Genomic DNA, 24,947 nt, shown 5'->3' on the forward strand with positions numbered 1-24,947 from the left:
CGGGTCCGCCCATCTGGTTAGGGGCGGTCCGCGCGTCTTGCGTATCCTCGGGGCGTGCTTCTCTCAGACAAGGACATCCGGGCCGAGATCGACGCCGGTCGGGTGCGGATCGATCCGTACGACGAATCCATGGTGCAGCCGTCGAGTGTCGACGTGCGTCTCGACCGCTTCTTCCGGGTGTTCGAGAACCACCGCTATCCGCACATCGACCCCTCCATCGAACAGGCGGACCTCACACGGCTCGTCGAACCGGAGGGGGACGAGCCGTTCATCCTGCATCCGGGCGAGTTCGTGCTCGCGAGTACGTACGAGGTCATCTCGCTCCCCGACGATCTCGCCTCGCGGCTGGAAGGGAAGAGCTCCCTGGGCAGACTCGGGCTCGTCACCCACTCCACCGCCGGGTTCATCGACCCCGGTTTCTCCGGGCACGTGACGCTCGAACTGTCGAACCTCGCCACCCTCCCCATCAAGCTCTGGCCGGGCATGAAGATCGGGCAGCTGTGTCTGTTCCGGCTCAGTTCGCCGGCCGAGTTCCCGTACGGCAGCGAGCGGTACGGGTCCCGCTACCAGGGGCAGCGCGGCCCGACCGCCTCCCGGTCCTTCCTCAACTTCCACCGGACCCAGGTGTGAGCGCGGAGACGGCCGGGACGAGCGGCGGCGACGCGGCCGTCCGCGAGAACCTCACCTACGAGGCGTTCGGCACCGCCGTCCGTGAGCTCGCGCAGACCATCGCCGACGACGGGTACGAGCCCGACATCGTGCTGTCCATCGCCCGGGGCGGCGTCTTCGTGGCCGGCGGCCTCGCCTACGCCCTCGACTGCAAGAACATCCACCTCGTGAACGTCGAGTTCTACACCGGCGTGGGCACGACCCTCGACATGCCCGTCATGCTCGCCCCCGTCCCGAACACGATCGACTTCTCCGACAAGAAGGTCCTGATCACGGACGACGTCGCCGACACGGGCAAGACGCTCAAGCTCGTCCACGACTTCTGCCTCGACGCCGTGGCGGAGGTCCGGTCCGCCGTGATCTATGAGAAGTCCCACTCCCTCGTGAAGTGCGAGTACGTGTGGAAGCGGACGGACGACTGGATCAACTTCCCGTGGAGTGTCCTGCCTCCCGTGCACAGGTCGGGAGAGGCAGCCAAGGTGAACAGGGAAGCGCTCTGACCCGCCGGCCACCACGATGGCCCCTCGACTGATCATCGAGGGGCCGTCACCCGCGACGCCTGAGGCTCCCGACCATGCGGTTACCGGGGAATTTCCCGCGACTGCCGGTCACGACCGTGTGGCAGTCCCGCACCCCGCACCGTCGGCCTCCCGCATGCGCGCTTCCATCGAGGTGCTCCGGTCGTACGGGTCGACCTCCGGGCCGTCTCCCGGGGACGACGTCGCGCGCTCTGCGCCGAACTCGGGGGTGAGGTAGCCGGTGAAGGTGTCGCAGCCACCGTTGGTGGTGTCCACCTTGTAGGAGACGAGGGAGAACGTGCCCGGATCGATGACGATCTTCGCCGGGTCGTCCCAGCTCATCACGACCTCGCGGCGCACGATGGTGCGCGCGACTTCGTCGCTTCCCGCTGCGGCGCGTACGGACGGATAGACGTACGTGACATCGGTGGTCACCTCGACCGCACCGCGCTTGCCTTCTCGGTACGTGATCCGCCCCCGTGTCTTGACCACATCCCCGACAAGCCGGACCTTCGTGTTCTCGAACCGGCTGAACAGCAGCAGAGGATCGTTCTCGCGGCTGGGTGCACGGAACGCGGTCGCCAGGTAGTCCTGGACATCCTGCTGATGAGGATTGATCAACGCGATCGCCTTCTTCGGCCGCTCCCCACGCAGCACACCAGGATCCAGACTGGACGCGGCGAGGAAGTCCCGGGTCTTCTTCACCGCCTGCGCGACCTGCCCCTTGCTCATCCAGCCGGTCGCCCGTGCCTCGGGCACGCCGATCCCAGCCGTCCCGTCACCCCACCGTGCCGCGGGCGACCCCCTGAACGGCTCCTCCACGGTCGCAGGTTGGGCCGCCGCTTCCGCCGGCGGCGGTTGATCCGGACGGTCCGACTCCACGGCGAGCGGCGTGCTCTCGCCACCCCCGCCGCCGAACCATCCAGCTACCCGCCCCGGAGCCAGCGCCACGACCAGCACGGCGACCGCGACCAGCAGACCGATCGCGTACCAGCCCTTGCCTCCCCGCCGCCGGGCCGGTTGGTGACTCCGCCACGGCTCCGGCCGGGCGGTCCCCTCCCGCAGCCGCCCCGCCACCATGCGGGCCCGCGCCGACGGCTCCTCGGGCGCGTCCTCGGTCCCCGCCTCGGCTTCGCGAAGGAAGCGCTCCCACTCCTCGTCCGGTATGGACTCCCCGCCCTTGCCCACGACGGCCCCCGTTCCCTTCTCCCGTACCCGGCCCCTCCCCGGGGCCGGAAATTTTCGTGCATCATCACACGGCTCAAGATGGCTCCGTGATCGCCGCCGGTGGATCCATGGTGATCCACGGTGATCCACGGGAACTCCGTGCGGCTGCGCCGAGCCGAGCACCGCTCAAGGAGTTCGCTCCGAGCGCGGTCCGGCTGCTGTCGTCGACTGGTTCCCTGGTCGACACAGGGCCGGGCAGGTTGTCGACGCCTGACATGCCGGCTGCCCTTGCTCCACAGTGCCCGAGTCCGGCCGCCTACGGACCTACGCGTGAGGGGCTCCCGGCGACAAGCCGGGAGCCCCTCACGCGTCGTCAGCGACTAGAACGTGCCCAGCTTGATCAGCGACAGGATCGCCACCAGCTGGATCGCCGAGGCGCCCAGGGCCTTCGGCCAGGGCAGGTCGTGGGACTTGGAGACCATCATCGTCAGGAGGGCGCCGGCGGCCACCCAGGTGATCCAGCCGAGGATCTGGACGAAGGAGGCGTCGCCGCCCGCGAACATCGCGACGACCAGGCGGGGCGCGTCCGTGAGGCACATGATCAGCATGGAGAGGCCGACCGTGGGCTGCCAGGCGCCGTCGCCGCCGAGCTGGCGGGCCAGGGTGTGGGTGACCACGCCCAGGATGAAGGTGCTCACCACCATCGTCACGGCCGTGACGAGGACGATCGGTACGGCGTTCGAGAGCGTCGCGTTGATCGCGTCTTCGCGGGCGGTGTCGAAGCCGAAGACGGCCAGCAGGCCGTACAGGAACGTCACGATCAGGGCGGGGACCCACACCGCGTAGTCGCGCATCACCAGGAAGGTCTGGTTCGGGCTGGTGAAGATGCCCTTGAGGAGGGCCTTCCAGGGCAGCCGCGGGCCGAGCGGGGCCGCCGGGGCGTTGCCCGCGCGATAGGTGTCGCCCTGCTGGTACGGGTCCTCGCCGACGGCGAACATCTGCGTGCTCCCCGGGTTGTTGGCCGCGTACGGGTCCGCGCCGCCGTGGGGGTGCCCGCCGTCGTCGCCGAAGTACTCCGGCTCGCCGTGGTTGCCATGCCCCCCGTGGTTGCCGCGGGTCCCGTGATTGCCGGGGTGCCCGCCGCCGTGCGTCTGGGGCCAGCCGCCCTGACCGCCGCTCCTCCCGCCGCCGTACGGCGGCCCGGGGGGCGTCTGGGGGTAGCCGTACGACGGGCCGCCGGGCTGCGGGGCCTGCTGTCCGTACGGAGGGTTGTGCGGTCGCGCTTGAGGAGCGCCGTTGTCCCGGCCGCGTCCGATCCTGAATCCAGCCACGTCATCGAACGTACCTGTTCCCGGGCGGCCGCGTGCCGGGCCGGGGCCAACCGGCCCGGCTTTGCTGCCGAGCTGTGACATCCCCTAAGGGATCGTCAGGGGTTCGTCAGGGAGATCGTCCCGCAGTCGTCCCGCAGTCGTCCCGCAGTCGTCCCGCAGTCATCTCGCAGGTCATCCCACGGGCCGGACCCGGTCTCAGTGGCTGCTCACGTACCTGCCGTACGCCAGTGCCGTCGTCGGGGACGGGAGGGCGAGGTTTTTCGGGGTGAGGGCGTAGGAGTTCGTCACGGAGGTCTTCGGGAAGATCCAGACGCCGCCGGAGTTCGCGTTCTCGCCCGGGGTGCCGACGGCCGCGTCCGGGGTGCCGTCCTTGTCGTAGTCGCCGGTGGCGACGGCCGCGCCGAAGGCGTCGTTCGGCTCCGCCGCGCCGGGGACCCGGGGACGGTCCTGGTGGTACTGCACGGACGTGGCCTCGCCGAACGGGTCGACGATGCCGCTGGTGTGGCCCAGCAGGAGTGTCGCCGCGCCGGCCGCCCCGCGGGTGCCGATGGCCTCGCCGGGGGCGCCCGCGATCAGGTCGTCGCGGCCGTCGCGGTTCCAGTCCAGTACGGCGAGGGAGGCGCCGAAACGGTCGCCGTCCTCGGCGACGCCGTACACGCCGACCGTGTCCTGGTTGAGGGTCTGGGAGCGGTAGCCGAAGGAGCCGTTCTCGTCGCCGTACTCGATGTGGATGCCGCCGCCCTTGGCGTACGACTCCGGGCCGCACGGGTCGTCGATGTTCTCGTCGGCTATCTCACGGCACTCGCCGAGGGCCAGGTCGTCCAGGCCGTCGCCGTCGAAGTCGCCGGCGGCGAGGGCGGAGGCGGCGCCGTTGTCGGAGTTCCAGGTGTTGGCCATGCGTTGCTCGGCCGGGTCCCACGACCACAGCCGGACGTGCGACCGGGTGTAGGGGGCGTTGATCGTGTGGTACGCGAGGGCGAGGTCGTCCGTGCCGTCGGCGGTGAAGTCGCCGGTGGCGAGGAGCGGGGCGCGGCCGCCCATCGGGGTGGCGAGGACCGTGGTGACGACCAGATCCTCGCCGTTGTTGACGGCGGCGCGCACGACGACCTTGTCCCGGCCGCCGACCACGAGGTCCCGGCCGCCGTCGCCGGTGAGGTCCGCCGCCGCGACCGACCAGCCGTACGCCGACTTCGCCGACGGGCCGGTGAGGGCCGTGGACCCGGGGCCCGTGCCGCTCTTCGCACCGCCGACGACGGTGACCGCGCCGGAGTCCGTGCCACGCCCGTCGACGTCCTCACCGGGTGCGCCGACGATCAGTTCCGCGTCGCCGTCGCCGCTCAGGTCCTCCAGCGCGACGGACGCGCCGAAGCGGTCGCCCGCCTCGGGGGTGCCGGGGACCTCGGCGGTGGCCTGGCTGACCCGGATGCTTCCGTGCCTGCCCAGGCCCTTCGGGCCGCCCCAGAGGAGGTTCACATAGCCGGCCTTCGCCTTGCCGTTCACGGTCGCGTCGGGGACGCCGACGGCGAGGTCCGCGTAACCGTCGGCGTTGAAGTCGCTGGTCACGGGGGTGGGCTGGGCGGCGGCCGGGTGGGGTACGAGGGCGAGCGTCAGTGCCGCCGCCGTGGCGGCGGTGGCGGCGGCCAGGGCGTACGTCCGTCTGTGCACGGGGGGCTCCAGGTGGGTGGCCGGATGTCGGGGGTGTGGCTGGTTCACCTGTGTGACACCTGGAAGCCGTATGGGGTTGTGCGGGCGCGAACGAAAGCGCCTCGCCTCGGCGGGGCTACGACCAGAACTCGCTCTCCTTGTCCAGGTCCTCCTGGCATTCGTCGATGTCCGTGAACTTCTCTCCGACGATCCGGAAGACGAGGCAGCCGTTCTGCTCGATCCGCTTGCCGCCCCGCTCGGCGGTGTAACGGTGCACGGAGACCGCGTGGCCCCGGCCGTCCACGCAGACATGGCTGAGGTCGACGCTGAAGGTCCCGCCGGTCTCCTCGAAGAGCCGCTGGTACAGGCCGATGATCGAGTCCTGGCCCTTGTAGTCGCCCGACAGGAGGTGGCTGCCGGGGACGTGGTGCGTACAGTCCGAGGCCATCAGGCCACGGAGGGTGTCCATGTCGCCGCGCATGAAGGCGTCGTAGCCCTTGCGGACGAGGGTTGCGTTCGGGTGTTCGGCCATGGGGATCGCCGGCTTTCAACCTTTGTAGGGCGTTTCGGACTGTACGGGCAATTATCCCCGTCGGCGGGTGCCTTCGCGAGCGCGCTGCCCGGGGCAGGGGCTACGGCTGGGTGCGGGCGAGGACGAGGAGTTGGTTGGGGTGGGGTCGGCGCGAGGCAGGGGTGTCGAACGTGGTGAGGCTCAGCCATGCGAGTTCCAGGAGACGAATGGCTGCGCGGTCACGCAGGTCCGCCTCGGTCAGGACCGTGATGGCGATGAGAAGGGCGGTGCGGGCACTGGAGAGAGTCCGGGAGTCGGTGGGCGTGTTCCGGGAGCGCATGGAGGTGAGCAACTGCCCGATGCTGTCCGTCAGATGCCGTACTTCGGTGATCGGATGGTCCGGGACGGGTGCCTGCGTGGTTCTGAGGATGTCGTGGGCGTGGCGCACGGCGGTGGCCGGATCGGACAAGGTCCTCTGGTGGGCGGGGATCGCGGCCGCTGTGCGGGTCAGGACGTGGTCGAGGCGACTGAGAGCGGAGGGCGACGCGATGACGGCGGTCGAGTGGGTGAACAGGAGGCGGAAGGCGTCGAGGGACAGCATCAGCGCTTCGGTGTGGACGGAAGCGGTGAGGTCGTGGGACAGATCCAGAGCGAGGTCGAGGCTGGAGACGAAGCCGGAATCGGTGTCCTGTTCACGTTCGGCTGTGAGGGTGTAGAGGGAGTCGAGTCGGTGGGCCAGATCACCGGCCAGATCAGGAGGGAGCGGGGCGGTGCCGAAGACGAGGTCGAGGCCGTCGGGGTGAAGGGGTGGGTCGAGGTCGCGGGCGAGGCCGAGGGCTGGGCCGAGGTCGAGGTGGCGAGCGAGGTCGACGGCGTTGCCGAGGGTGAGTTCGATGAGGATGCTGCGGGCCAGGAGGAGGCTGGTGTCGGAGTCCGTGAGGCCGGCACGGGTATCCCGATTCGGATCGAGGGTTTGGGTCATCCAGTCGCGGAGGTCGCCGACGGTGCCGAGGGCCTCGCCCAGCATCGTGGCGAGACCGGCGTCCAGGTCGCGGGCGAGACCTGTGGCCCGTGCGACGTCGAGGTGCCGTGCGAAGCCCAACGCGCGGACGATCAGGCGTTCGAGGCTGGCCCGGGAAACGACGTCGGCGTCGCTGTCGAAGGCGCGGGCATGGACACGGGCAATGTGAAGGCCGACGGACAGGGCGAGGACCAGGGGGAGTTCCAGTGGAGCGAACTCGGGTGTTCCGTGTGACTCGGGTGCGTGGGCCAGGGCGGCGCTGAGCACCCTGGTCCAGGGTTCCACCTGGCTGCGCTGGGTCGCAGGGGTGGTCAGCAGTCGCAGGTAGGGGTTGAGTTGCAGGCGGTCGGCTGCGGGGATGCCGGGAAGGTGTTCCGTGTCCGTGGCGTAGGGCCAAGGGGCGTCTCCAGGCTGATGGAGAACGGTGTGAGCGCCGTCGTGGGCCCATACCGTGTGACGGCCGAGGCCGGTGATCGATGCGGCGGCCGGGTCTTTGACCTCGGCCAAGGTGGGCAGCCGGTAGACGGCGTCCCCCGTAACGGTGTTGAGCCATTCAACGAAGCGTTCGACGTCTCCGACCCGCATGCCCACTGCCGCGTCGACGTCGTGCCCGAGCCTGTCGAAAGGGTCGGGATGATGAAGTCCGGCCGCCTTTTCCTCGTGAACGAACGACAGGTACAGGCTCAAGGGGACGGGCTGTGCGCACAGGGTGGTGTTGTCCTGGAGCCGGACGGTCTCACGCAGGATGCGCGTGCCATGGATTCCGTCCAGGAGGTGCTGCCGGGCGGGGTCGTGGGGTGCGTTCGGCGCGGGCGGGCCCAGCAGTTCCTCCAGACGGTCCCGGGTCTCGGGCTCGACGGTTCTGGCCTGGTCGGCGCAGTCGAAGGCCAGGGCCAGGGCGGGGACCGTGGCCCGGTCCAGACAGGCGGTGATGATGTCCGTGGCGTCGTTCGCCGCGCACCAGAGCAGGATGGCCTCGCGCCACCACGGGTCTTCGACGTGGTCGATCAGTACGCTCGTGTCGGCGCGCGGAGTGCCCAGTTGGGCGGCGGCGAGGTACTCCTGCAGGGTGAGGTGGGCGAAGCCGTACACCTCGTGTTCGCGTTCGACCAACAGGCCGCTCGCGCAGGCCACTTCCAGGAAGACCTTGGGGGTCACACTGCCGGGGACCTGGCGCAGGGATCTGCGGATCGCCCTGGCGGCGTCGCGTACGGGCCAGTCCTTGACCTCGGCCTTCATCATGGCAAGGGCGAGGTGCTGTGCGACGTGCTGTTTGTGAGGACCGGTCAGGCCGGTCGCGTCCACCAGCCCGCGAGCCTCGGAGCGGCGATGCAGCAGCACGTCGCACATCTCGTCGTACAACTCAGCTCTGCTTGCCGGTAGTTGGCCTCGATAGCGGTGTACGTTCGCCGTCATCGTCAGCAGGAGAGGGTTGGCCGCGAGGTCGTACAGAGCTCCCTGTGTCTGCAGCCGGGTCAGGAGATTCGCCGCGTTGCGGTCCGCCGCTGCCCGTACCTCCCGGCCGCCGCCGCCCCGCGCCCGGCTCTCGGTCGCATACGACCACCGTCGCAGGAACCGGTCGATCTGTTCCCAGGTGAAGCGACGCACCTGGAGCACCTCCGCACCCGGCAACGGGTTGGACTTGTAGCCGTGGGGACGCGACGTCACCACGTAGATGTTGCGGGGGTAGCGCTGGATCTGCCTGCCGACCCAGTCCACGACCCGGCCCCGCTCCGCGGGGTCGGCGACCTCGTCCAAGCCGTCGAGCAGGACCACACACCCGCCGCGATCGAGTCTGTGGTCCAACCACCGGGCCGAGACCTTCCCGTCCAGCCAGGCGGCCCTGACCGCGGACTCGGCCAACGTCGGGGGATCACCGGCCAGTAGGTCCGCAGCGTGGCGGCGAAGGTACAGCAGCACCGGCAACCGTCGCTTCCACGGGCGCCAGCGGTGTCCACACAGTTCCAGGGCGGTGTTGCGGGCCAGCGTCGTCTTGCCCGACCCCGGCCCTCCCAGCACGGCCAGGATCCGGGATCCCCCGTTGCGTCCGGCCTTCCGCAGCACCGACTCCAGACTTCGACGCTCCTCCCCGGACACCGAACCGAGGTAGGGCTCTCTGGCGGCGTCGTGGAGCACTTTCGGTACGACGCTGACATCGACGTACACCTGGCGCATCCGGAACACGAACTCGCTCTGGGTGGCGATGCCGACGGTCTCCATGTCCCGTACGCTCGCGCGGAGTTGGCGGAGGTAGATCCTGCGGCGGCCTCGGGGGGAGGGGTCGGTGGTGGGCGGGGACGGGCCGAGCTCCGCGTACAGGAGGCTGACGACGGCCACGGCGTACGAGACGTACGACCAGGTCCAGCTGAGCTTTCCCTCGGACAGGACCTGGTTCGCCGTCACGCTGAGGCCCAGTGTCAGCGCCGCCCCGCCCAGGGTTCGGAGCACTCCGCGTACGCCCGTCATCCCCACCCCCGTGTCGTCCACCGTCAGTCCGGTTTCAGCTCCGTACCCAGTTCGCACCAGACGTACTTGCCGAGGTTTCCGTTCACCGTGAACCAACCCCAGTCGGCCGCGTAGGCGTTGACGAGGTGGAGGCCTCGGCCCGAGGTGGCGGTGTCGGTGGGGGCGGTGATCGTCGGGGGTGTGGGGTCCGTGTCCCAGGCGCCTACGCGGAAGGAGGGGCCGGACTGTCTGAGTTTCAGGGCCGCCGGGCCGGTGGTGTGGCGGAGGGCGTTGGTGAGGAGTTCGGAGGCCAGTAGCTCCGCCGGTTCGATGAGGGCGGGGAGGGTGTGGGTGGTCAGGATGTCGCGGAGGGTGCGGCGGCCGATGGCTACGGCTCGGGGGTCGTGGGGGATGTAGAGGGTGTACTCCCAGTCGTTGCGCATGGGGTCTCCCGGTACGGAGGGGTGGGGGCGCTGGGGCGTCGGGCGGTGGCCTTGTCGCCGCCGCCGTGGCAGGGCGGGGCGGTGCGCTTCCAGGGTCCCGGTGTTCCGCAGCGTGTGCGTCGCGTCACTGACGGTAGAGGTAAAACTTTCCCTCGGTCAACCCGAACTGGGATACTCGGGTTCACAACTCCTGCGAGAGAAGGGGCGCATGGCATCCAGGGCTGTCATCACCGCGCGTCAGGAACGGCTCGGCGCCGAGCTGCGCAAGCTTCGGGAACGGGCGGGGCTGACGCTGCGCGCTGCTGCGCAGACAGTGGGGATCGCGGAGAGCAAGCTGTCCAGCGCGGAGGCGGGACGTGTGGGGGTGAGCGCCGAACGGGTACGGCACCTGGCCAACCGCTACGTGTGTGACGATGCCGCTCTCGTCGACGCACTGGTGGCCATGGCGACCGAGCGTGGGCAAGGCTGGTGGGAGGAGTACCGGGAGGTCGTGCCGGGCGGCTATCTACGGGTGGCCGAACTGGAGCACCATGCGGCCGAGTTGAAGACCTTCCAGCCCGTGCACGTCCCAGGGCTGTTGCAGACTGAGGAGCAGATGCGGGGCACGTTCGCCTCGTCGGTGCCGTCGCTCTCCGAGGAGCAGCGCGAAGCCCGGGTGCGGTTTCGGCTGCGGCGTCAGGAGATCTTGGGCAAGGTCGGCTACAAGGCCGTCATTCACGAAGCGGCACTGCGGATCCGCGCGGCGGACAGCGAGGTCGCGCGGGAGCAGTTGCTGCACATCCTTGAGCGGTCGGAGTCGCCCGGAGTGGCCGTGCGCGTAGTGCCTTTCGACGTGGACGGCTTCGCCGGCATCAGCGCTCCACTGGTGTACGCGCGTGGCCCGGTTCCGCAGTTGGACACCGTTCTGGCAGACAGCACGCATGGTGGGGCCTATCTGGACGGGGAGTCACAGCTCGGCCGCTATCGGGCGCTCCTCCGCACGATCGAAAAGATGGCCCTGGGCGCCGTAGAGTCGAGGGACTTCATCCACCACCTCGTGCGGCAGATGTGAGAGGCCTCGACATGGCACAGGACGCCTGGCAGAAGTCCACCTTCTCCGGCGGAGGTGACCATGACGACTGCGTGCAAATCGCGGCCCACCCGCGCACTGTCCTCCTCCGCGAAAGCGAGGAGCCCGGCCAGGTTGTTCGCACAACCCCCGCCGGGCTCGCCGCCCTCATACGTGCGATACGCGCTCCGCGTTACTGAAGCATCCCCCGGACCGTGTCGCCGTCCACCACCGTCGCGCCGGTGGTGGTCACGCCCTTTGACGAACCCCGCAGTACCAGCGAACCGTTCTCGGCCAGCACGTACAGGTCGGCCTTGCCGTCGCGGTCGGTGTCGCGGAGGCGGATCGTGTGGCCGAAGTACTCGCCGGCCGTCAAGTCACCCGGTACGCCAGCCGTGTTGCGGGTGAGGAACTGGGAACCCTTGGCCGTCAGGCCCGACTTGCCGCCGTAGAGGACGTGGACGGCGCCTGCCTCGCCCTTGCCGTTCAGGCTCTCGCCCGGTGCGGCTACCGCGAGGTCGCGGTAGCCGTCGCCGTTCACGTCACCGGAGGTGATCGCGTCGCCGAAGGCGTCGTACGACTCCGGGGTGTCGGCGATGCCGGACGTGGACTGGGTGAAGCGGGCCGACTTCGACGGGCCGGAGGACGCGCCGTACCAGACCGTCACGCGGCCCTTGGTCTTGTCGTAGACCGGTGTGCCGATGGCGATGTCGCCGTAGCCGTCCTTGTCGAAGTCGGCAATGACGCCGTCGCCGCCGCGTTCGGCCTGGCCGCCGTCGGACTTCACGGACTCGATGCGGAGGGTCTTGCCGGGGTAGAGCTTGGCCTTGCCGCCGGAGACGAACCAGGCGTCGGAGGCGAGGGTCGTGTCGGTGACGACGTCGCCGATGACGACGAGGTCGGTCTTGCCGTCCTTGTCGACCTTGCCGGAGATCAGGGCGGTGGAGTAGAAGCTCGAATCGGCCTTGTCCAGGACCGTCACCGTGCCCTTCACACCCGACTTGGCGATCGCGCCCCGGTAGACGTACGTCTTGCCGGCGCGGACGAGGGCGAGGTCCGGCTCGGCGTCGCCGTTGAAGTCGCCGGTGGCGAAGTCGGTGGCCTCGCCGGACGCGCCCTTCGGGCCCTTGAACGGGACGGTCGTGCCGCCGGACAGGCCCTTCTTGCCGCCCCAGAGGACGGTCACCGTGCCGTTGTTCTTGTACGTGCCGACGTTCTCGCCGTTGGCGGAGACCGCGAGGTCGCCGTAGCCGTCCTTGTTGAAGTCGGCGGCCGTGCGGTTCTCGCCGAAGAAGTCGTCGGTCTCGTCGGCGCCGGGGACGCCGGGGCTCGCCTGGTCGATGAACTGGGTCTTCGTGCCGGGGCCGGTCGCCGTGCCGAAGGTGACGAGGATGCCGCCGCCCTTGCTGGCGCCGTCCGGGCCGTACGACGACACCGCGTAGTCGCGGTGGCCGTCGCCGTTGAAGTCGTCCGCGTACTTGGCGGCCGCCGCGGCGGCCGGGCCGATGGAGAGGGAGAAGGCGAGGGGGGTCACGGTCGCCGCCACGAGCGTCGCGGCCATCGTGGCGCTACGGAATCGCATGAATGTCCTTCGAAGTGGGAGGGGAGGGCGCAGCTACCAGCTACTGGGCGAGCTGCGCGCCGAAGCTGTACGCCGTCTCCTTGAGCCCGGCGTTCGCCGCCGAGATGCTCTTCGCGCCCTTCGTGGTCAGGCCGGAGGCCGTGCCGCCCAGGACGAAGAGCGCGCCCTTGGCGTCCTCGCCGGGGGCGGCGGTGACCAGTTCGGCCTTGCCGTTCTTGTCGAGGTCGATCAGGCGTACGGCGCCGCCGAAGCCGTCCTGGGTCTCGGCGGTGCCGGGGACGCCCGCGGTGTCCTGGCTGTAGGCCTTGGCACCCTTGGTGGTGAGGCCGGCGGCCGAGCCGTACAGGACGGTGACCGTGCCGGCGTACCGCTTGCCGTTCCAGCCCTCGTTCTGCGCGCCGACCGCGAGGTCGGCGTACGTGTCGCCGTTGATGTCGCCGATGGAGAGCGCGCCGCCGAAGTAGTCGCCCTCCTCGCCCGTGCCGGGGACGCCGGCGGTGTCCTGGCTGACGACCGTCGGGGTCTGGGTGAGGTCGGGGCCGCCCTTGCCGCCGTACCAGATCTCCAGCTGGCCACCCAGGTGACCGGCGCCGCCCTGGTTGGCCGGGTCCTCGGGGTTGGCGAGGACGAGGTCGCCGTAGCCGTCGCCGTTGATGTCGCCCACGACGACGCGCCCGTCGCCCTCGGCCTGCGGCATGTCGACGACGGAGGTCTTCGTGCCGGTGTACGTGTGGTACCTGACCTGGCCGCCGGGGTCGGAGGTCGTCGCGTACGTGTAGACGCGCTCGGCGGCCTTGTCCCCGTTGATGTCGCCCGCGCCGACGTCGAGCGTGGAGCCGACGGTGCCGACGTAGCTCGCGCTCGCCGCGTCGCCGGTGCTCTTCTTGAACGGGCCGTTGTAGAGGCGGGTCTGGGCCTGGCCGGTGACCGTCAGGTCGGGCGAACCGTCGCCGTTGAAGTCGGCCGCCGCGAGGCCCTGGCCGTAGCCGCGCTCCGCGGCGATCTTGGCCGGCTGCGGGAGGGCGGTGCCGCCGGACAGGCCCTTCTTGCCGCCCCACAGGATGGTGACCTGGCCGACGTACGACCGGCCGCCGAGGCCCTCGCCGGTCGCGCCGACGGCAAGGTCCGCGTAGCCGTCCTTGTTGAAGTCGGCGGAGGCGAGGCTGGCGCCGAAGGAGTCCTGGTCCTCGGCCGAACCGGCGACCCCGCTCGTGTTCTGCGTGATCACGCTCCGGTTGGCGGCCGAGACGCCGGACTTCGAGCCGTAGAGCACGACCACCGCGCCGGCCGACGACGCGCTGCCGACATCGGTGCCCGGCGCGCCGACCGCGAGGTCGCGGTAGCCGTCGCCGTTGAAGTCGTCCGCGTACTTGGCGACCGCCGCGCCGGCGGGTGTGGCCAGGGCGAGCGGCGTCAGACCGGAGGCGAGAAGGCCTGCGGCCAGGAGGAAGGAGCGAGTGCGCAAGGGGACTCCAGGAGGGAGAGGGCTCGCACCGAGTGGGGCGGACCCAACTGCCGTCGTAAGGGTGTGCGAGCAGGAGACCGGTGACGGGGCGGGAGGGTTGCTCGGGAGGTCGGTGAATTCTTGGGATTGCCGGGACACGGGACACGGGACACGGTGGACGGGCCCCAGCCGGAGAGGGGCCCGCATCCGGCATGGATGCGGGCCCGATTCGGGATGTGCGTAAGGCTGTCGGCCGTCGTCAGTTGGCCGCGTTCCCGCCGAGGACCGGCTGGCCGGAGGTGGAGACACCGACCGCGGACGGGGCGAGGGAGCGCGAGCCGGCCGTGGTGATCTTCGTGCCGTCGGAGGGCAGGTAGACCACGGAGCCGTTGAAGTCGTTCTCGCCGTACGCGCCGACCGTGAGGTCCGCCTTGCCGTCGCCGGTGACGTCGGTGAGCTTCACCTCGGAGCCGAAGAAGTCGTCCGTCTCGTCGGAGCCGGGGACACCGGCCGTGGACTGGGCGAAGTACTGGGTGCCGGAGGAGGTGTTGAGGCCGGCGGCCGAGCCGTAGAGGACCGTCACCGCGCCCGTGTTGACGACGCCGCCGAGGTTCTCGCCGGCCGCGCCCACCACCAGGTCCTGGAAACCGTCGCCGTTGATGTCGCCGAGCGACAGTTCGTTGCCGAAGAAGTCGCCGCGCTCGGAGGAGCCGGGCACGTTGCCGGTGTTCTGGGTGATGGAGGTGGCCCCGGCCGGGCCGGAGGCGGAGCCCTTGATGAGGTGGACCTTGCCGCCGGTGGCGGACTCGGGCACGGACGGCTCGCTGCCGTCCTTGGACGGGTCCCACTCCTCGCCGGTCACGATGTCGCCGTAGCCGTCGCCGTTGACGTCGCCGATGCCGGTGATGATGCCGGGCTTCAGCTTCTGCGCGGACGCGGCGCTCAGGCCGGAGGCCGTGCCCGGCACGTAGTAGTTGGCGTTCCAGCCGTACTCGCTGTCCGTCTCGAAACCGTCGACGATCAGGTCGGTCCGCGTGTCGCCGTTCACGTCGCCCGCGGTGAGGTTGAACGGGCCCGTGCCGTCGCCGGAAATGATGGGAGGCTTGACGGTGTAGCGGCCGCCCGTCGTGCCGGACTTGGTGATGCCGCCCTTGAAGACGTGGATCGTGCTCGACGTGGCACCGACCGCGAGGTCCTCCTTGCCGTCGCCGTCGAAGTCACCGGCGGCCAGGGTCTTGCCCCACCTGTCGTGGGAGGAGGGCGCCGGGTCGTTGATCGTCGTGGCGCCGGACAGGCCGCTCGCCGAACCCCACACGATCACGACCGTGCCGCCGTCCGCGTCGCCGGAGACGTCCTCCAGGAGCGCGGAGACGGCGAGGTCGTCGTAGCCGTCGCCGTTGAAGTCGCCGTACGCGCTGACCCAGCCGAAGCCGTCGCCGGTCTCGGCGCTGCCGGGGACGCCGGTGGTGTTCTGGCTGATCGTGGTGCGCTTCGTCGAGGTCACACCGCTGGCCGAGCCGTACAGGGCGACGATCTGGCCGGCGCCGGCCTTGCCGCCGACGGTGGCGTTGCCGGCCGCGTACGCGACGTCGCCGTACCCGTCGTTGTTGAAGTCCGCCACGGGGTGGTGGACCGAGTCGGCCGCCGTCGCCGTCGCGGCCGAGAAGGTGAGCAGACCGCCGGTCAGCGCGGCCGCGGAGGCCGTCGCGAGGGCGAGTCGCAGATGCTTGTGCATGCGGGAATCTCCTGCTGCATGCGGGACGCCCGGTACGGACGTCCACAGTCAATGGGGTGCCCTTCCTGTCCGTGTTCGCCCAGGGTTGGCCGGGCGTTCACAGGGAAGTTGGCGAACAGGAGACCGATGGAGGTGGGGGAGGGTTGTACGGGACTCCAGGGAATTCGAAGAATTTTCGGGGCCGGTGGGGCCAGCGGGGCGGGTAGGGCTGGCTGGGCCGGTGGAGCGGGTGGCGCGGGTGGGGCGCGGCACCCGGCGTACGAAGGGATGGGTGCGGTCGGCCGGGAGGCGGCCGAACGTTTCGCTGGGGTCGGGCGTCCAGGGTGCGAGGGGGCCGGCGGCCGAGGGCCGCCGCAGCCCGACCGCCGACGGCCGGTCCGGTGGCAGCCGGACCGGTGGCAAGGAGACGTGACGATGATCGGTTCCCGTGTGCGGACCGTCCTGGCCGCTCTCGCGCTGACCCCGTTCGCCGCCGGCTGTACGGCGGTGTCGATGGACGGCGGCGGGGAGGGCTCTGCCTCATGCGCGTTCGTGGTGGAGTACGAGGGCCGCCAGTACAACGGCATGGACAGCGGCGCGTTCGAGGTCGGCGCCAAGGTGGGGACGGCGCTCTCGCCGCCCTGCCAGGACACCGGCGGGGACGGCTGGGACGACACCCGGACCGAGGAGCCGACCCGGTACGAGGTCTACGAGATCGAGGGCGTCGACGTCGCGGACGCCTTCTCGGTCCACCCCGACTTCGAGGAGTCGCCGTTCATGATGGTGCGCGACGGGGGCGACCTGCCCGAGGAGGTCATGGAGATCGCCGCGAGACGCGAGACACCCCCGGAGGACTCGCGATGAGCTCCGGGGGTGTCGGTCGTACGCGCAGGTGAGCGGCGGCGGGGCTACTTCACCGGCTGCGGCTCCGGCTCGTTCTCCGTCTCGGCCGTGCCCGCCGGGGGCTCGTCGTCCGGGACCGGGGTCTTGACGGACTCCAGGAGCAGCTGGGCGACGTCGACGACCGTGATGGACTCCTTGGCCTTGCCGTCGTTCTTCTTGCCGTTCACGGAGTCCGTGAGCATGACGAGGCAGAACGGGCAGGCGGTGGAGACGATGTCCGGGTTGAGGGAGAGGGCTTCGTCGACGCGCTCGTTGTTGATGCGCTTGCCGATCCGTTCCTCCATCCACATCCGCGCGCCGCCGGCGCCACAGCAGAAGCCGCGTTCCTTGTGGCGGTGCATCTCCTGCTGGCGCAGGCCCGGGACGGCGGTCATGATCTCGCGCGGGGGCGTGTAGATCTTGTTGTGGCGGCCCAGGTAGCAGGGGTCGTGGTAGGTGATGAGGCCCTCGACCGGGGTCACCGGGATCAGCTTGCCCTCGTCGATGAGGTGCTGGAGCAGCTGGGTGTGGTGGATGACCTCGTAGTCGCCGCCGAGCTGCGGGTACTCGTTGCCGATGGTGTTGAGGCAGTGCGGGCAGGTGGCGACGATCTTCTTGGCCGACTTGGGCTTGCGGGACTCCTCGGTCACCTTGCCGTCGTCGTCCATCTCCTCGCCGAACGCCATGTTCAGTGCCATGACGTTCTCCATGCCGAGCTCCTGGAACAGGGGCTCGTTGCCGAGGCGGCGGGCGGAGTCGCCGGTGCACTTCTCGTCGCCGCCCATGATGGCGAACTTGACGCCCGCCATGTGGAGCAGCTCCGCGAAGGCCTTGGTGGTCTTCTTGGCCCGGTCCTCCAGGGCGCCGGCGCAGCCGACCCAGTACAGGTACTCGACCTCGGAGAGGTCCTCGATGTCCTTGCCGACGACCGGGACCTCGAAGTCGACCTCCTTGAGCCACTCCAGGCGCTGCTTCTTCGCCAGGCCCCAGGGGTTGCCCTTCTTCTCCAGGTTCTTGAGCATCGTGCCCGCCTCGGACGGGAACGCGGACTCGATCATCACCTGGTAGCGGCGCATGTCGACGATGTGGTCGACGTGCTCGATGTCGACGGGGCACTGCTCCACGCAGGCACCGCAGGTGGTGCAGGACCACAGGACGTCCGGGTCGATGACGCCGTTCTCCTCGACGGTCCCGATCAGCGGCCGCTCGGCCTCGGCGAGAGCCGAAGCGGGCACGGAGGCCAGCTGCTCCTCGGACGCCTTCTCCTCGCCCTCCATGGTCTTGCCGCCACCGGCGAGGAGGTAGGGGGCCTTGGCGTGCGCGTGGTCCCGCAGCGACATGATCAGCAGCTTGGGGGAGAGCGGCTTGCCGGTGTTCCAGGCCGGGCACTGCGACTGACAGCGGCCGCACTCGGTGCAGGTCGAGAAGTCGAGGATGCCCTTCCAGGAGAACTGCTCCACCTGGCTGACACCGAAGACGTCGTCGTCACCGGGGTCGGTGAAGTCGATCGGCTTGCCGCCCGACGTCATGGGCTGCAGACCGCCCAGCGCCGTCGCGCCGTCGGCGTTGCGCTTGAACCAGATGTTCGGGAAGCCGAGGAAGCGGTGCCAGGCGACACCCATGTTGGTGTTCAGCGAGACCGTGATCATCCAGATCAGCGAGGTGCCGATCTTGATCATCGCGACGAAGTACACCAGGTTCTGCAGGGTGGAGGGGTCCAGGTCCTTGAAGGCGAGGACCAGCGGGTACGAGGCGAAGTACCCGGCCTCGTAGTGGTCCACGTGGTGGATGGCGCCCTCGAGGCCGCGCAGCACGTAGATCGCGAGACCGATGGTGAGGATGACGTACTCGACGAAGTACGCCTGCCAGGCCTTGGAGCCCGCGAAACGCGACTTGCGGCCGGCCCGGGAGGGCAGGTTGAGCAGCCGGATGGCGATCAGCACCAGGATGCCGAGGATCGTCATCACACCGATGAACTCGATGTACATCTCGAACGGCAGGAAGCCGCCGATCACCGGCAGCGTCCAGTCCGCCTGGAACAGCTGGCCGTACGCCTGGGCGAGAGTCGGCGGCAGCGTCAGGAAGCCGATCGCGACGAACCAGTGGGCGAAGCCGACGATCCCCCACCGGTTCATCCGGGTGTGCCCGAGGAACTCCCGGGCCAGGGTGATCGAGCGCGCCTTCGGGTCATCCGTACGGCTGCCCGCCGGTACGGGCTGACCGAGCTTCACGAACCGGTAGATCTGCGCCACGGCCCGCGAGATCAGCGCAACGCCGACCACGGTCAGGACCAACGACACGATGATCGCGGCGAGTTGCATTGGGGGCTCCTCGGGCCTGCGAGGGTTTTCCTCCGGGTGCCTGCCGGGGCCCCTCGGAGAGATCATTACTAAGCGGTAACTTATGCAGTCCGTCTGAGACTACCCAGTTCTCCTGCCGCACTGTAGCCAGGGGGGCGGTGATCTGCGTCGCTGAGGGTTGCCTGAGTGCGTCCCTGTCGCATCCCGGACGATCGTGCTATTTCAAAACGATCGTGTTATTCATCAGAAATTGTGACACTCGCGCCTAACTTGGATCCGTGCTGTACGGAATCCTCGCCGCCGCCTCCGCCCTGTTGCTGACCGCCGTGCTCTCGGCGGCCGTCCGCGTGCCCGCGCTGCGGCTGGGGATCGTGGAGCGGCGTCGGGGGCGGCGGGTGCCGTTGCTCGGGGGTGTCGCGGTGATGGGCGGGGTGGGCGCCGTGGCGTGGGTGGGGGAGTGGAGCGGGGTCGCTCCGTTGGGACGTGAGGCCGGATGGCTGATCGTCGTCGGGGCCGGGCTCGGGGTCTTCGGGCTGGTCGGTGATGTGTGGCGGCTTCCGGCGGTGGTGCGGGCGGCGGGGGTGGTCGTCGCCGCCGCGCTGGTCGTGCCGTACCGCGAACTGGGCGTGCCGGCAGGGGTGTTGGGGGTCGTCTGGATCGCTCTCGTGGTGCACGGCTTCAAGGGGATGGGCCGTTCCGACGGGGTGCTCGGGGTGGTCGGGGCCGTCACGGCGTTCGCGTTGAGCGGGTGTGCGGCGGCCGAGGTCATGGATGGTCTGGCGACGCTGTTCAGCGTGGTGGCGGCCGCGCTCACCGGGTTCCTGATGCACAACTGGCCGCCCGCGCGGGTCGTGACCGGCACCAGCGGGGCCCTGTTCGTGGGGTTCCTGCTCGCGGGGGGTGTGCTGCACGTGTACGCCGTCGGGTACGGCGCCGGTGTCGGGGCGCCCTTCGCCCTCACGGCCGTGGCGACCGCCGACGCCGTCCTCGTCCTCGTCTCGCGGAAGCGGGCGGGGCGGGAGCTGTGGCGCGGCGGGCCCGACCATCTCGCCCACCGGCTGCGGCGGATCGGTCTCACGCCGCCGGGGGTGGTGGTCGTGCTGGGGGGTGCCGCGGCGGGCTCCGCCGGGGTGGGTCTCGCCATCCACATGCTGTGGACACAGCCTCGCTCCGCGTGGTGGGTGGCGGGGGCGGCCGGGCTGGTCGTCCTGGGGATGCTCTTCGTGCCGACCGGCCCGCCCCGCCCGGCCGCCTCCGCCCCTGCCCCTCGTTCCGCCACCGGCCCCGCCACCCGCTCGGCTCCCGCCACCGCCGCCGGCCGCCCCCTGCCCACCGCCGCCCGGCCCGCCCCGACCGGCGTCCACCGCGCCCCCACCCGCCCCATCCCGGGAGGCCGCGCCCCCGGCCCCGCGTCCCGGCCGAGCCGCATCCACGAGCAGGAGGCGGCGGAGCTGGGGCGGCGGGGGCGGGTGGGGTAGGGCGCGGTAACCCCGGCGCCCCGCCTCGGGCCGTCCCGCCTCGGGCCGTCCCGCCTCGGGCCGTCCCGCCTCGGGCCGTCCCGCCTCGGACCGTCCCGCCCCGGACCGTCCCGCCCCGGACCGTCCCGCCCCGGACCGTCCCGCCCCGGACCGTCCGGCCCCGGACCGTCCGGCCCCGGACCGTCCGGCCCCGGACCGTCCGGCCCCGGACCGTCCGGCCCCGGACCGTCCGGCCCCGGACCGTCCGGCCCCGGACCGTCCCACGATTTCGACGCCGTACAGAGGGCCGGGCAGTAGTATTTTCGCAGGTCAGGCCCGCCTTGCGTATAAGGAAAACATAAGAGTTGAGCCCCCTCGACTCAGCTCTGTTGACCCATCGGTGGGCGTCATGCACACTTGAGTCCGTTCCACTCAAGTCATTGCTGGAGGAATTGAAATGGCACGTGCGGTCGGCATCGACCTGGGCACGACTAACTCCGTCGTCAGCGTTCTTGAAGGCGGCGAGCCCACCGTCATCACCAACGCAGAGGGCGCCAGGACCACGCCGTCCGTCGTCGCCTTCGCCAAGAACGGTGAGGTGCTCGTCGGCGAGGTCGCCAAGCGCCAGGCGGTCACGAACGTGGACCGGACGATCCGGTCCGTCAAGCGGCACATGGGCACGGACTGGAAGATCGAGCTCGACGGGAAGCACTTCAACCCGCAGCAGATGAGCGCCTTCATCCTGCAGAAGCTGAAGCGCGACGCCGAGGCGTACCTGGGCGAGAAGGTCGCGGACGCGGTCATCACCGTCCCGGCCTACTTCAACGACTCCGAGCGTCAGGCGACGAAGGAGGCCGGTGAGATCGCGGGTCTGAACGTCCTGCGCATCGTCAACGAGCCCACCGCCGCCGCCCTCGCCTACGGCCTCGACAAGGACGACCAGACGATCCTCGTCTTCGACCTCGGTGGCGGCACCTTCGACGTGTCGCTCCTGGAGATCGGTGACGGCGTCGTCGAGGTGAAGGCCACCAACGGCGACAACCACCTCGGTGGTGACGACTGGGACCAGCGTGTCGTCGACTACCTGGTGCAGCAGTTCCGCGCCGGCCACGGTGTGGACCTCGCCAAGGACAAGATGGCGCTGCAGCGTCTGCGTGAGGCCGCCGAGAAGGCCAAGATCGAGCTGTCCTCGTCCACCGAGACCTCGATCAACCTGCCCTACATCACCGCCTCCGCCGAGGGCCCGCTGCACCTGGACGAGAAGCTCACCCGGGCTCAGTTCCAGCAGCTGACGGCCGACCTGCTGGAGCGCTGCAAGACCCCGTTCCACAACGTCATCAAGGACGCCGGGATCGCCCTCTCCGAGATCGACCACGTCGTTCTCGTCGGTGGCTCCACCCGTATGCCCGCCGTCGCCGAGCTCGTCCGCGAGCTGACCGGCGGCAAGGACGCCAACAAGGGCGTCAACCCGGACGAGGTCGTCGCCATCGGCGCCGCCCTCCAGGCCGGTGTCCTCAAGGGTGAGGTCAAGGACGTCCTGCTCCTCGACGTGACCCCGCTGTCCCTGGGTATCGAGACCAAGGGCGGCATCATGACCAAGCTCATCGAGCGGAACACGACGATCCCGACCAAGCGGTCCGAGATCTTCACCACCGCCGAGGACAACCAGCCGTCCGTGCAGATCCAGGTCTACCAGGGCGAGCGCGAGATCGCGGCGTACAACAAGAAGCTCGGGATGTTCGAGCTGACCGGTCTGCCGCCGGCCCCGCGCGGTGTCCCGCAGATCGAGGTCGCCTTCGACATCGACGCCAACGGCATCATGCACGTGACCGCGAAGGACCTCGGCACGGGCAAGGAACAGAAGATGACCGTCACCGGCGGCTCCTCGCTGCCGAAGGACGAGGTCGACCGGATGCGCCAGGAGGCCGAGAAGTACGCGGAGGAGGACCACGCCCGCCGCGAGGCCGCCGAGAGCCGCAACCAGGGCGAGCAGCTCGTCTACCAGACCGAGAAGTTCCTCAAGGACAACGAGGACAAGGTCCCGGGCGACATCAAGACCGAGGTCGAGGCCTCCGTCGAGGAGCTCAAGGCCGCGCTCAAGGGCGAGGACACCGCCGAGATCCGCACGGCCACCGAGAAGGTCGCCGCCGTCTCGCAGAAGCTCGGCCAGGCCCTGTACGCGGACGCCCAGGCCGCGCAGGCCGCGGGCGGCGAGGCCGGCGCCGGCGCCGGTGAAGCCAAGGCCGACGACGACGTCGTCGACGCCGAGATCGTCGACGAGGACCGTGAGCGCAAGGACGGTGCCGCGTGACGGAGGAGACCCCGGGCTTCGACGAGCAGCAGCCGCAAGGTCAGCCGCAGCAGCCCGACGTCCCCTCCGGCTCTGACGACGCCGAGCCGAAGGCCGCCCCCCAGGAGGGGGCGGCCCCGGCCGGGGACGCGGCAGCGACGGCCCAGGTGGCCGGTCTGACGGCGCAGCTGGACCAGGTGCGTACGGCGCTCGGTGAGCGCACGGCGGACCTCCAGCGCCTCCAGGCCGAGTACCAGAACTACCGTCGCCGGGTGGAGCGCGACCGGATCACGGTCAAGGAGATCGCCATCGCGAACCTCCTGACCGAACTCCTGCCGGTGCTCGACGACATCGGCCGCGCGCGGGAGCACGGCGAACTCGTCGGCGGATTCAAGTCCGTCGCGGAGTCGCTGGAAACCGTCGCGGCGAAGATGGGCCTTCAGCAGTTCGGCAAGGAGGGCGAGCCCTTCGACCCGACGATCCACGAGGCCCTGATGCACAGTTACGCGCCCGACGTCACCGAGACGACGTGCGTGGCGATTCTCCAGCCGGGGTATCGCATCGGCGAGCGCACCATCCGCCCCGCGCGGGTGGCCGTGGCCGAGCCCCAGCCGGGGGCGCAGCCCGCCAAGGCGGACTCCGCGGAGACCGCGGAAGGCGCCTCCGGTGCCGACGACAAGGAGAGCGGTGGCCCGGACGAGGGCTGACGCCGACGGCGTGCAGGGTGAGTGGAAGGAGGGACGTCGCGGATGAGTACCAAGGACTTCATCGAGAAGGACTACTACAAGGTCCTCGGCGTCCCCAAGGACGCCACCGAGGCCGAGATCAAGAAGGCGTACCGCAAGCTCGCCCGCGAGTTCCACCCGGACGCCAACAAGGGGAACGCCAAGGCCGAGGAGCGCTTCAAGGAGATCTCCGAGGCGAACGACATCCTCGGTGACCCCAAGAAGCGCAAGGAGTACGACGAGGCCCGCACCCTCTTCGGCAACGGCGGCTTCCGCCCGGGGCCCGGCGCCGGCGGCGGCTCGTTCAACTTCGATTTGGGCGACCTCTTCGGAGGCGGCGCCCAGGGCGGCCAGGGGGCGGGCGGCTTCGGCGGGGGCATCGGCGATGTCTTCGGGGGCCTGTTCAACCGCGGCAGCTCCGGCACCACGCGGGTGCAGCCCCGGCGCGGCCAGGACATCGAGTCCGAGGTCACGCTGAGCTTCACCGAGGCCATCGAGGGCGCGACCGTACCGCTGAGGATGTCCTCGCAGTCGCCCTGCAAGGTCTGTTCGGGCACCGGCGACGCCAACGGCACCCCCCGGGTGTGCCCGACGTGTGTCGGCACCGGCCAGGTCGCGCGGGGCTCCGGCGGCGGCTTCTCCCTGACGGACCCCTGCCCGGACTGCAAGGGCCGGGGCCTGATCGCCGAGCACCCCTGCGACATCTGCAAGGGCTCGGGCCGTGCCAAGTCGTCCCGCACCATGCAGGTCAGGATCCCGGCGGGCGTCCTGGACGGCCAGCGGATCCGACTGCGCGGCAAGGGCGCCCCCGGCGAACGGGGCGGACCGGCAGGCGACCTGTACGTCGTCGTGCACGTCGACCCGCACCCGGTGTTCGGCCGCAAGGACGACAACCTCACGGTGACCGTGCCGGTGACGTATCCCGAGGCGGCACTCGGCGGCGAGGTCCGGGTCCCGACCCTGGGCGGACCGCCGGTCACCCTGAAACTGCCTCCCGGCACCCCCAACGGCCGTACGATGCGAGCCCGGGGCAAGGGCGCCTTCCGTAAGGACGGCACCCGAGGGGACCTGCTGATCACCGTCGAGGTGAGTGTTCCGAAGGACCTGTCGGGGAAGGCTCGTGACGCCCTGGAGGCGTATCGCGAGGCGACCGCGGGCGAGGACCCGCGAGCGGAGCTGTTCCAGGCCGCGAAGGGAGCATGAATGTGATGGACGGCCGCCGACGGCAGAACGCATTTGGCAACAGGGCCTATGAGCTGACGGAAGAGACACCGGTGTACGTCATCTCGGTGGCCGCCCAGCTCTCCGGCCTGCATCCGCAGACCCTGCGCCAGTACGACCGTCTCGGCCTGGTCTCCCCGGACCGCACCGCCGGGCGCGGCCGCCGTTACTCGGCCCGCGACATCGAACTGCTGCGCACCGTCCAGCAGTTGTCGCAGAACGAGGGCATCAACCTGGCCGGCATCAAGCGCATCATCGAGCTGGAGAACCAGGTCGCCGCGCTCCAGGCGCGGGTGGTCGAGATGGAAGCCGCCCTCGACGGCGCCGCCGCGACCATGCGCCAGCGCGAGGCCGCGGTCCACGCCTCCTATCGCCGCGACCTGGTGCCGTACCAGGAGGTGCAGCAGAGCAGCGCGTTGGTGGTGTGGCGGCCGAAGGGGCGGCAGCCGTCGTCGGACTGATGCCGACATCACGCACCTGCGCGAAAGGGGCCCGGTGGTTCGTCTCCGAACCACCGGGCCCCTTTCGTGTGTGA

Annotated in this window: 20 protein-coding genes; 10 read left to right on the forward strand and 10 right to left on the reverse strand. The window is 70.1% G+C overall.

Translation table 11 applies throughout. The features are described from left to right. The first annotated feature begins 54 nt into the window (after window positions 1-54). Both dcd and OG272_RS27115 read left to right on the forward strand, forming a co-directional pair. Window positions 55-630, forward strand: coding sequence for a dCTP deaminase (dcd, locus tag OG272_RS27110; protein ID WP_171141551.1), 576 nt, complete (start codon window positions 55-57; stop codon window positions 628-630). Then, window positions 627-1,169, forward strand: coding sequence for a phosphoribosyltransferase (locus tag OG272_RS27115; protein ID WP_326579908.1), 543 nt, complete (start codon window positions 627-629; stop codon window positions 1,167-1,169). The genes dcd and OG272_RS27115 overlap by 4 nt, the downstream gene beginning before the upstream one ends. A gap of 108 nt (window positions 1,170-1,277) precedes the next feature. On the opposite strand, the gene OG272_RS27120 is transcribed toward OG272_RS27115, so the two are convergent. From OG272_RS27120 to OG272_RS27145, 6 genes are all read right to left on the reverse strand, one after another. Continuing rightward, a complete protein-coding gene (locus OG272_RS27120; protein WP_405895104.1) occupies window positions 1,278-2,375 on the reverse strand; it encodes a hypothetical protein in 1,098 nt (365 codons plus the stop codon). A 359-nt stretch (window positions 2,376-2,734) separates the two neighbouring features. Continuing rightward, the gene (locus OG272_RS27125) at window positions 2,735-3,766 is read right to left on the reverse strand and encodes a Yip1 family protein (protein WP_327728522.1); all 1,032 of its coding nucleotides are present in this window, start codon (window positions 3,764-3,766) and stop codon (window positions 2,735-2,737) included. Between the two features lie 114 nt (window positions 3,767-3,880). Next, window positions 3,881-5,350: an integrin-like protein gene (locus OG272_RS27130; protein WP_405895105.1), complete on the reverse strand. Its 1,470-nt coding sequence runs from the start codon at window positions 5,348-5,350 to the stop codon at window positions 3,881-3,883. A 115-nt stretch (window positions 5,351-5,465) separates the two neighbouring features. Further along, window positions 5,466-5,861: a nuclear transport factor 2 family protein gene (locus OG272_RS27135; protein ID WP_326579896.1), complete on the reverse strand. Its 396-nt coding sequence runs from the start codon at window positions 5,859-5,861 to the stop codon at window positions 5,466-5,468. 100 nt (window positions 5,862-5,961) lie between these two features. Continuing rightward, window positions 5,962-9,327 carry an NACHT domain-containing protein gene (locus OG272_RS27140; protein ID WP_328223721.1) on the reverse strand — a complete coding sequence of 1,122 codons (3,366 nt, stop codon included), beginning with the start codon at window positions 9,325-9,327 and terminating at the stop codon, window positions 5,962-5,964. A 23-nt stretch (window positions 9,328-9,350) separates the two neighbouring features. Beyond that, window positions 9,351-9,749, reverse strand: a complete 399-nt coding sequence (locus OG272_RS27145) for an ATP-binding protein (protein WP_326579892.1) — start codon at window positions 9,747-9,749, stop codon at window positions 9,351-9,353. Window positions 9,750-9,957: 208 nt separating this feature from the next. Between OG272_RS27145 and OG272_RS27150 the strand changes: the two genes are divergently transcribed. Further along, the gene (locus OG272_RS27150) at window positions 9,958-10,800 is read left to right on the forward strand and encodes a helix-turn-helix transcriptional regulator (RefSeq protein ID WP_326579890.1); all 843 of its coding nucleotides are present in this window, start codon (window positions 9,958-9,960) and stop codon (window positions 10,798-10,800) included. 11 nt (window positions 10,801-10,811) lie between these two features. Beyond that, complete coding sequence (locus OG272_RS27155; RefSeq protein WP_326579888.1) at window positions 10,812-10,997, forward strand: DUF397 domain-containing protein; 186 nt, start codon at window positions 10,812-10,814, stop codon at window positions 10,995-10,997. Here the strand turns inward: OG272_RS27155 and OG272_RS27160 are convergent. The 3 genes from OG272_RS27160 to OG272_RS27170 all read right to left on the reverse strand — a co-directional run bounded on the left by OG272_RS27160 (window position 10,991) and on the right by OG272_RS27170 (window position 15,558). Further along, the gene (locus tag OG272_RS27160; protein ID WP_327728519.1) at window positions 10,991-12,379 is read right to left on the reverse strand and encodes a hypothetical protein; all 1,389 of its coding nucleotides are present in this window, start codon (window positions 12,377-12,379) and stop codon (window positions 10,991-10,993) included. The two genes, OG272_RS27155 and OG272_RS27160, sit on opposite strands and share 7 nt — an antisense overlap. Window positions 12,380-12,419: 40 nt before the next feature. Continuing rightward, entirely contained in the window at window positions 12,420-13,844 is a 1,425-nt protein-coding gene (locus OG272_RS27165; protein ID WP_327728518.1) for an FG-GAP-like repeat-containing protein, read from the reverse strand. 238 nt (window positions 13,845-14,082) lie between these two features. Further along, window positions 14,083-15,558, reverse strand: a complete 1,476-nt coding sequence (locus OG272_RS27170) for a VCBS repeat-containing protein (RefSeq protein ID WP_405895106.1) — start codon at window positions 15,556-15,558, stop codon at window positions 14,083-14,085. 414 nt (window positions 15,559-15,972) lie between these two features. Between OG272_RS27170 and OG272_RS27175 the strand changes: the two genes are divergently transcribed. Further along, a complete protein-coding gene (locus tag OG272_RS27175; protein ID WP_326579878.1) occupies window positions 15,973-16,401 on the forward strand; it encodes a DUF6281 family protein in 429 nt (142 codons plus the stop codon). Window positions 16,402-16,445: 44 nt separating this feature from the next. Here OG272_RS27175 and OG272_RS27180 read toward each other — a convergent pair whose 3' ends face one another. Then, window positions 16,446-18,740, reverse strand: a complete 2,295-nt coding sequence (locus tag OG272_RS27180; protein WP_405895107.1) for a heterodisulfide reductase-related iron-sulfur binding cluster — start codon at window positions 18,738-18,740, stop codon at window positions 16,446-16,448. 257 nt (window positions 18,741-18,997) lie between these two features. On the opposite strand from OG272_RS27180, the gene OG272_RS27185 reads away from it, so the two are divergent. The 5 genes from OG272_RS27185 (at window position 18,998) to OG272_RS27205 (ending at window position 24,873) form a co-directional block, all read left to right on the forward strand. Then, on the forward strand, window positions 18,998-20,197 hold the full coding sequence (locus tag OG272_RS27185; protein WP_405895108.1) for an undecaprenyl/decaprenyl-phosphate alpha-N-acetylglucosaminyl 1-phosphate transferase: 1,200 nt from the start codon (window positions 18,998-19,000) through the stop codon (window positions 20,195-20,197). Between the two features lie 436 nt (window positions 20,198-20,633). Further along, window positions 20,634-22,487, forward strand: a complete 1,854-nt coding sequence (gene dnaK, locus OG272_RS27190; protein ID WP_326579872.1) for a molecular chaperone DnaK — start codon at window positions 20,634-20,636, stop codon at window positions 22,485-22,487. Further along, window positions 22,484-23,173, forward strand: a complete 690-nt coding sequence (gene grpE / locus OG272_RS27195) for a nucleotide exchange factor GrpE (RefSeq protein ID WP_326579870.1) — start codon at window positions 22,484-22,486, stop codon at window positions 23,171-23,173. Before dnaK ends, grpE begins: the two co-directional genes overlap by 4 nt. A 42-nt stretch (window positions 23,174-23,215) precedes the next feature. After that, a complete protein-coding gene (gene dnaJ, locus OG272_RS27200) occupies window positions 23,216-24,394 on the forward strand; it encodes a molecular chaperone DnaJ (protein ID WP_327728514.1) in 1,179 nt (392 codons plus the stop codon). Window positions 24,395-24,399: 5 nt separating this feature from the next. Next, window positions 24,400-24,873 (forward strand): heat shock protein transcriptional repressor HspR, encoded by a 474-nt coding sequence (locus OG272_RS27205; protein WP_326585696.1) that lies wholly within the window; start codon window positions 24,400-24,402, stop codon window positions 24,871-24,873. Window positions 24,874-24,947: the final 74 nt, after the last annotated feature.

It is taken from the genome of Streptomyces sp. NBC_00104, from assembly GCF_045160825.1.
In the GTDB taxonomy this organism is placed as follows: Bacteria; Actinomycetota; Actinomycetes; order Streptomycetales; family Streptomycetaceae; genus Streptomyces.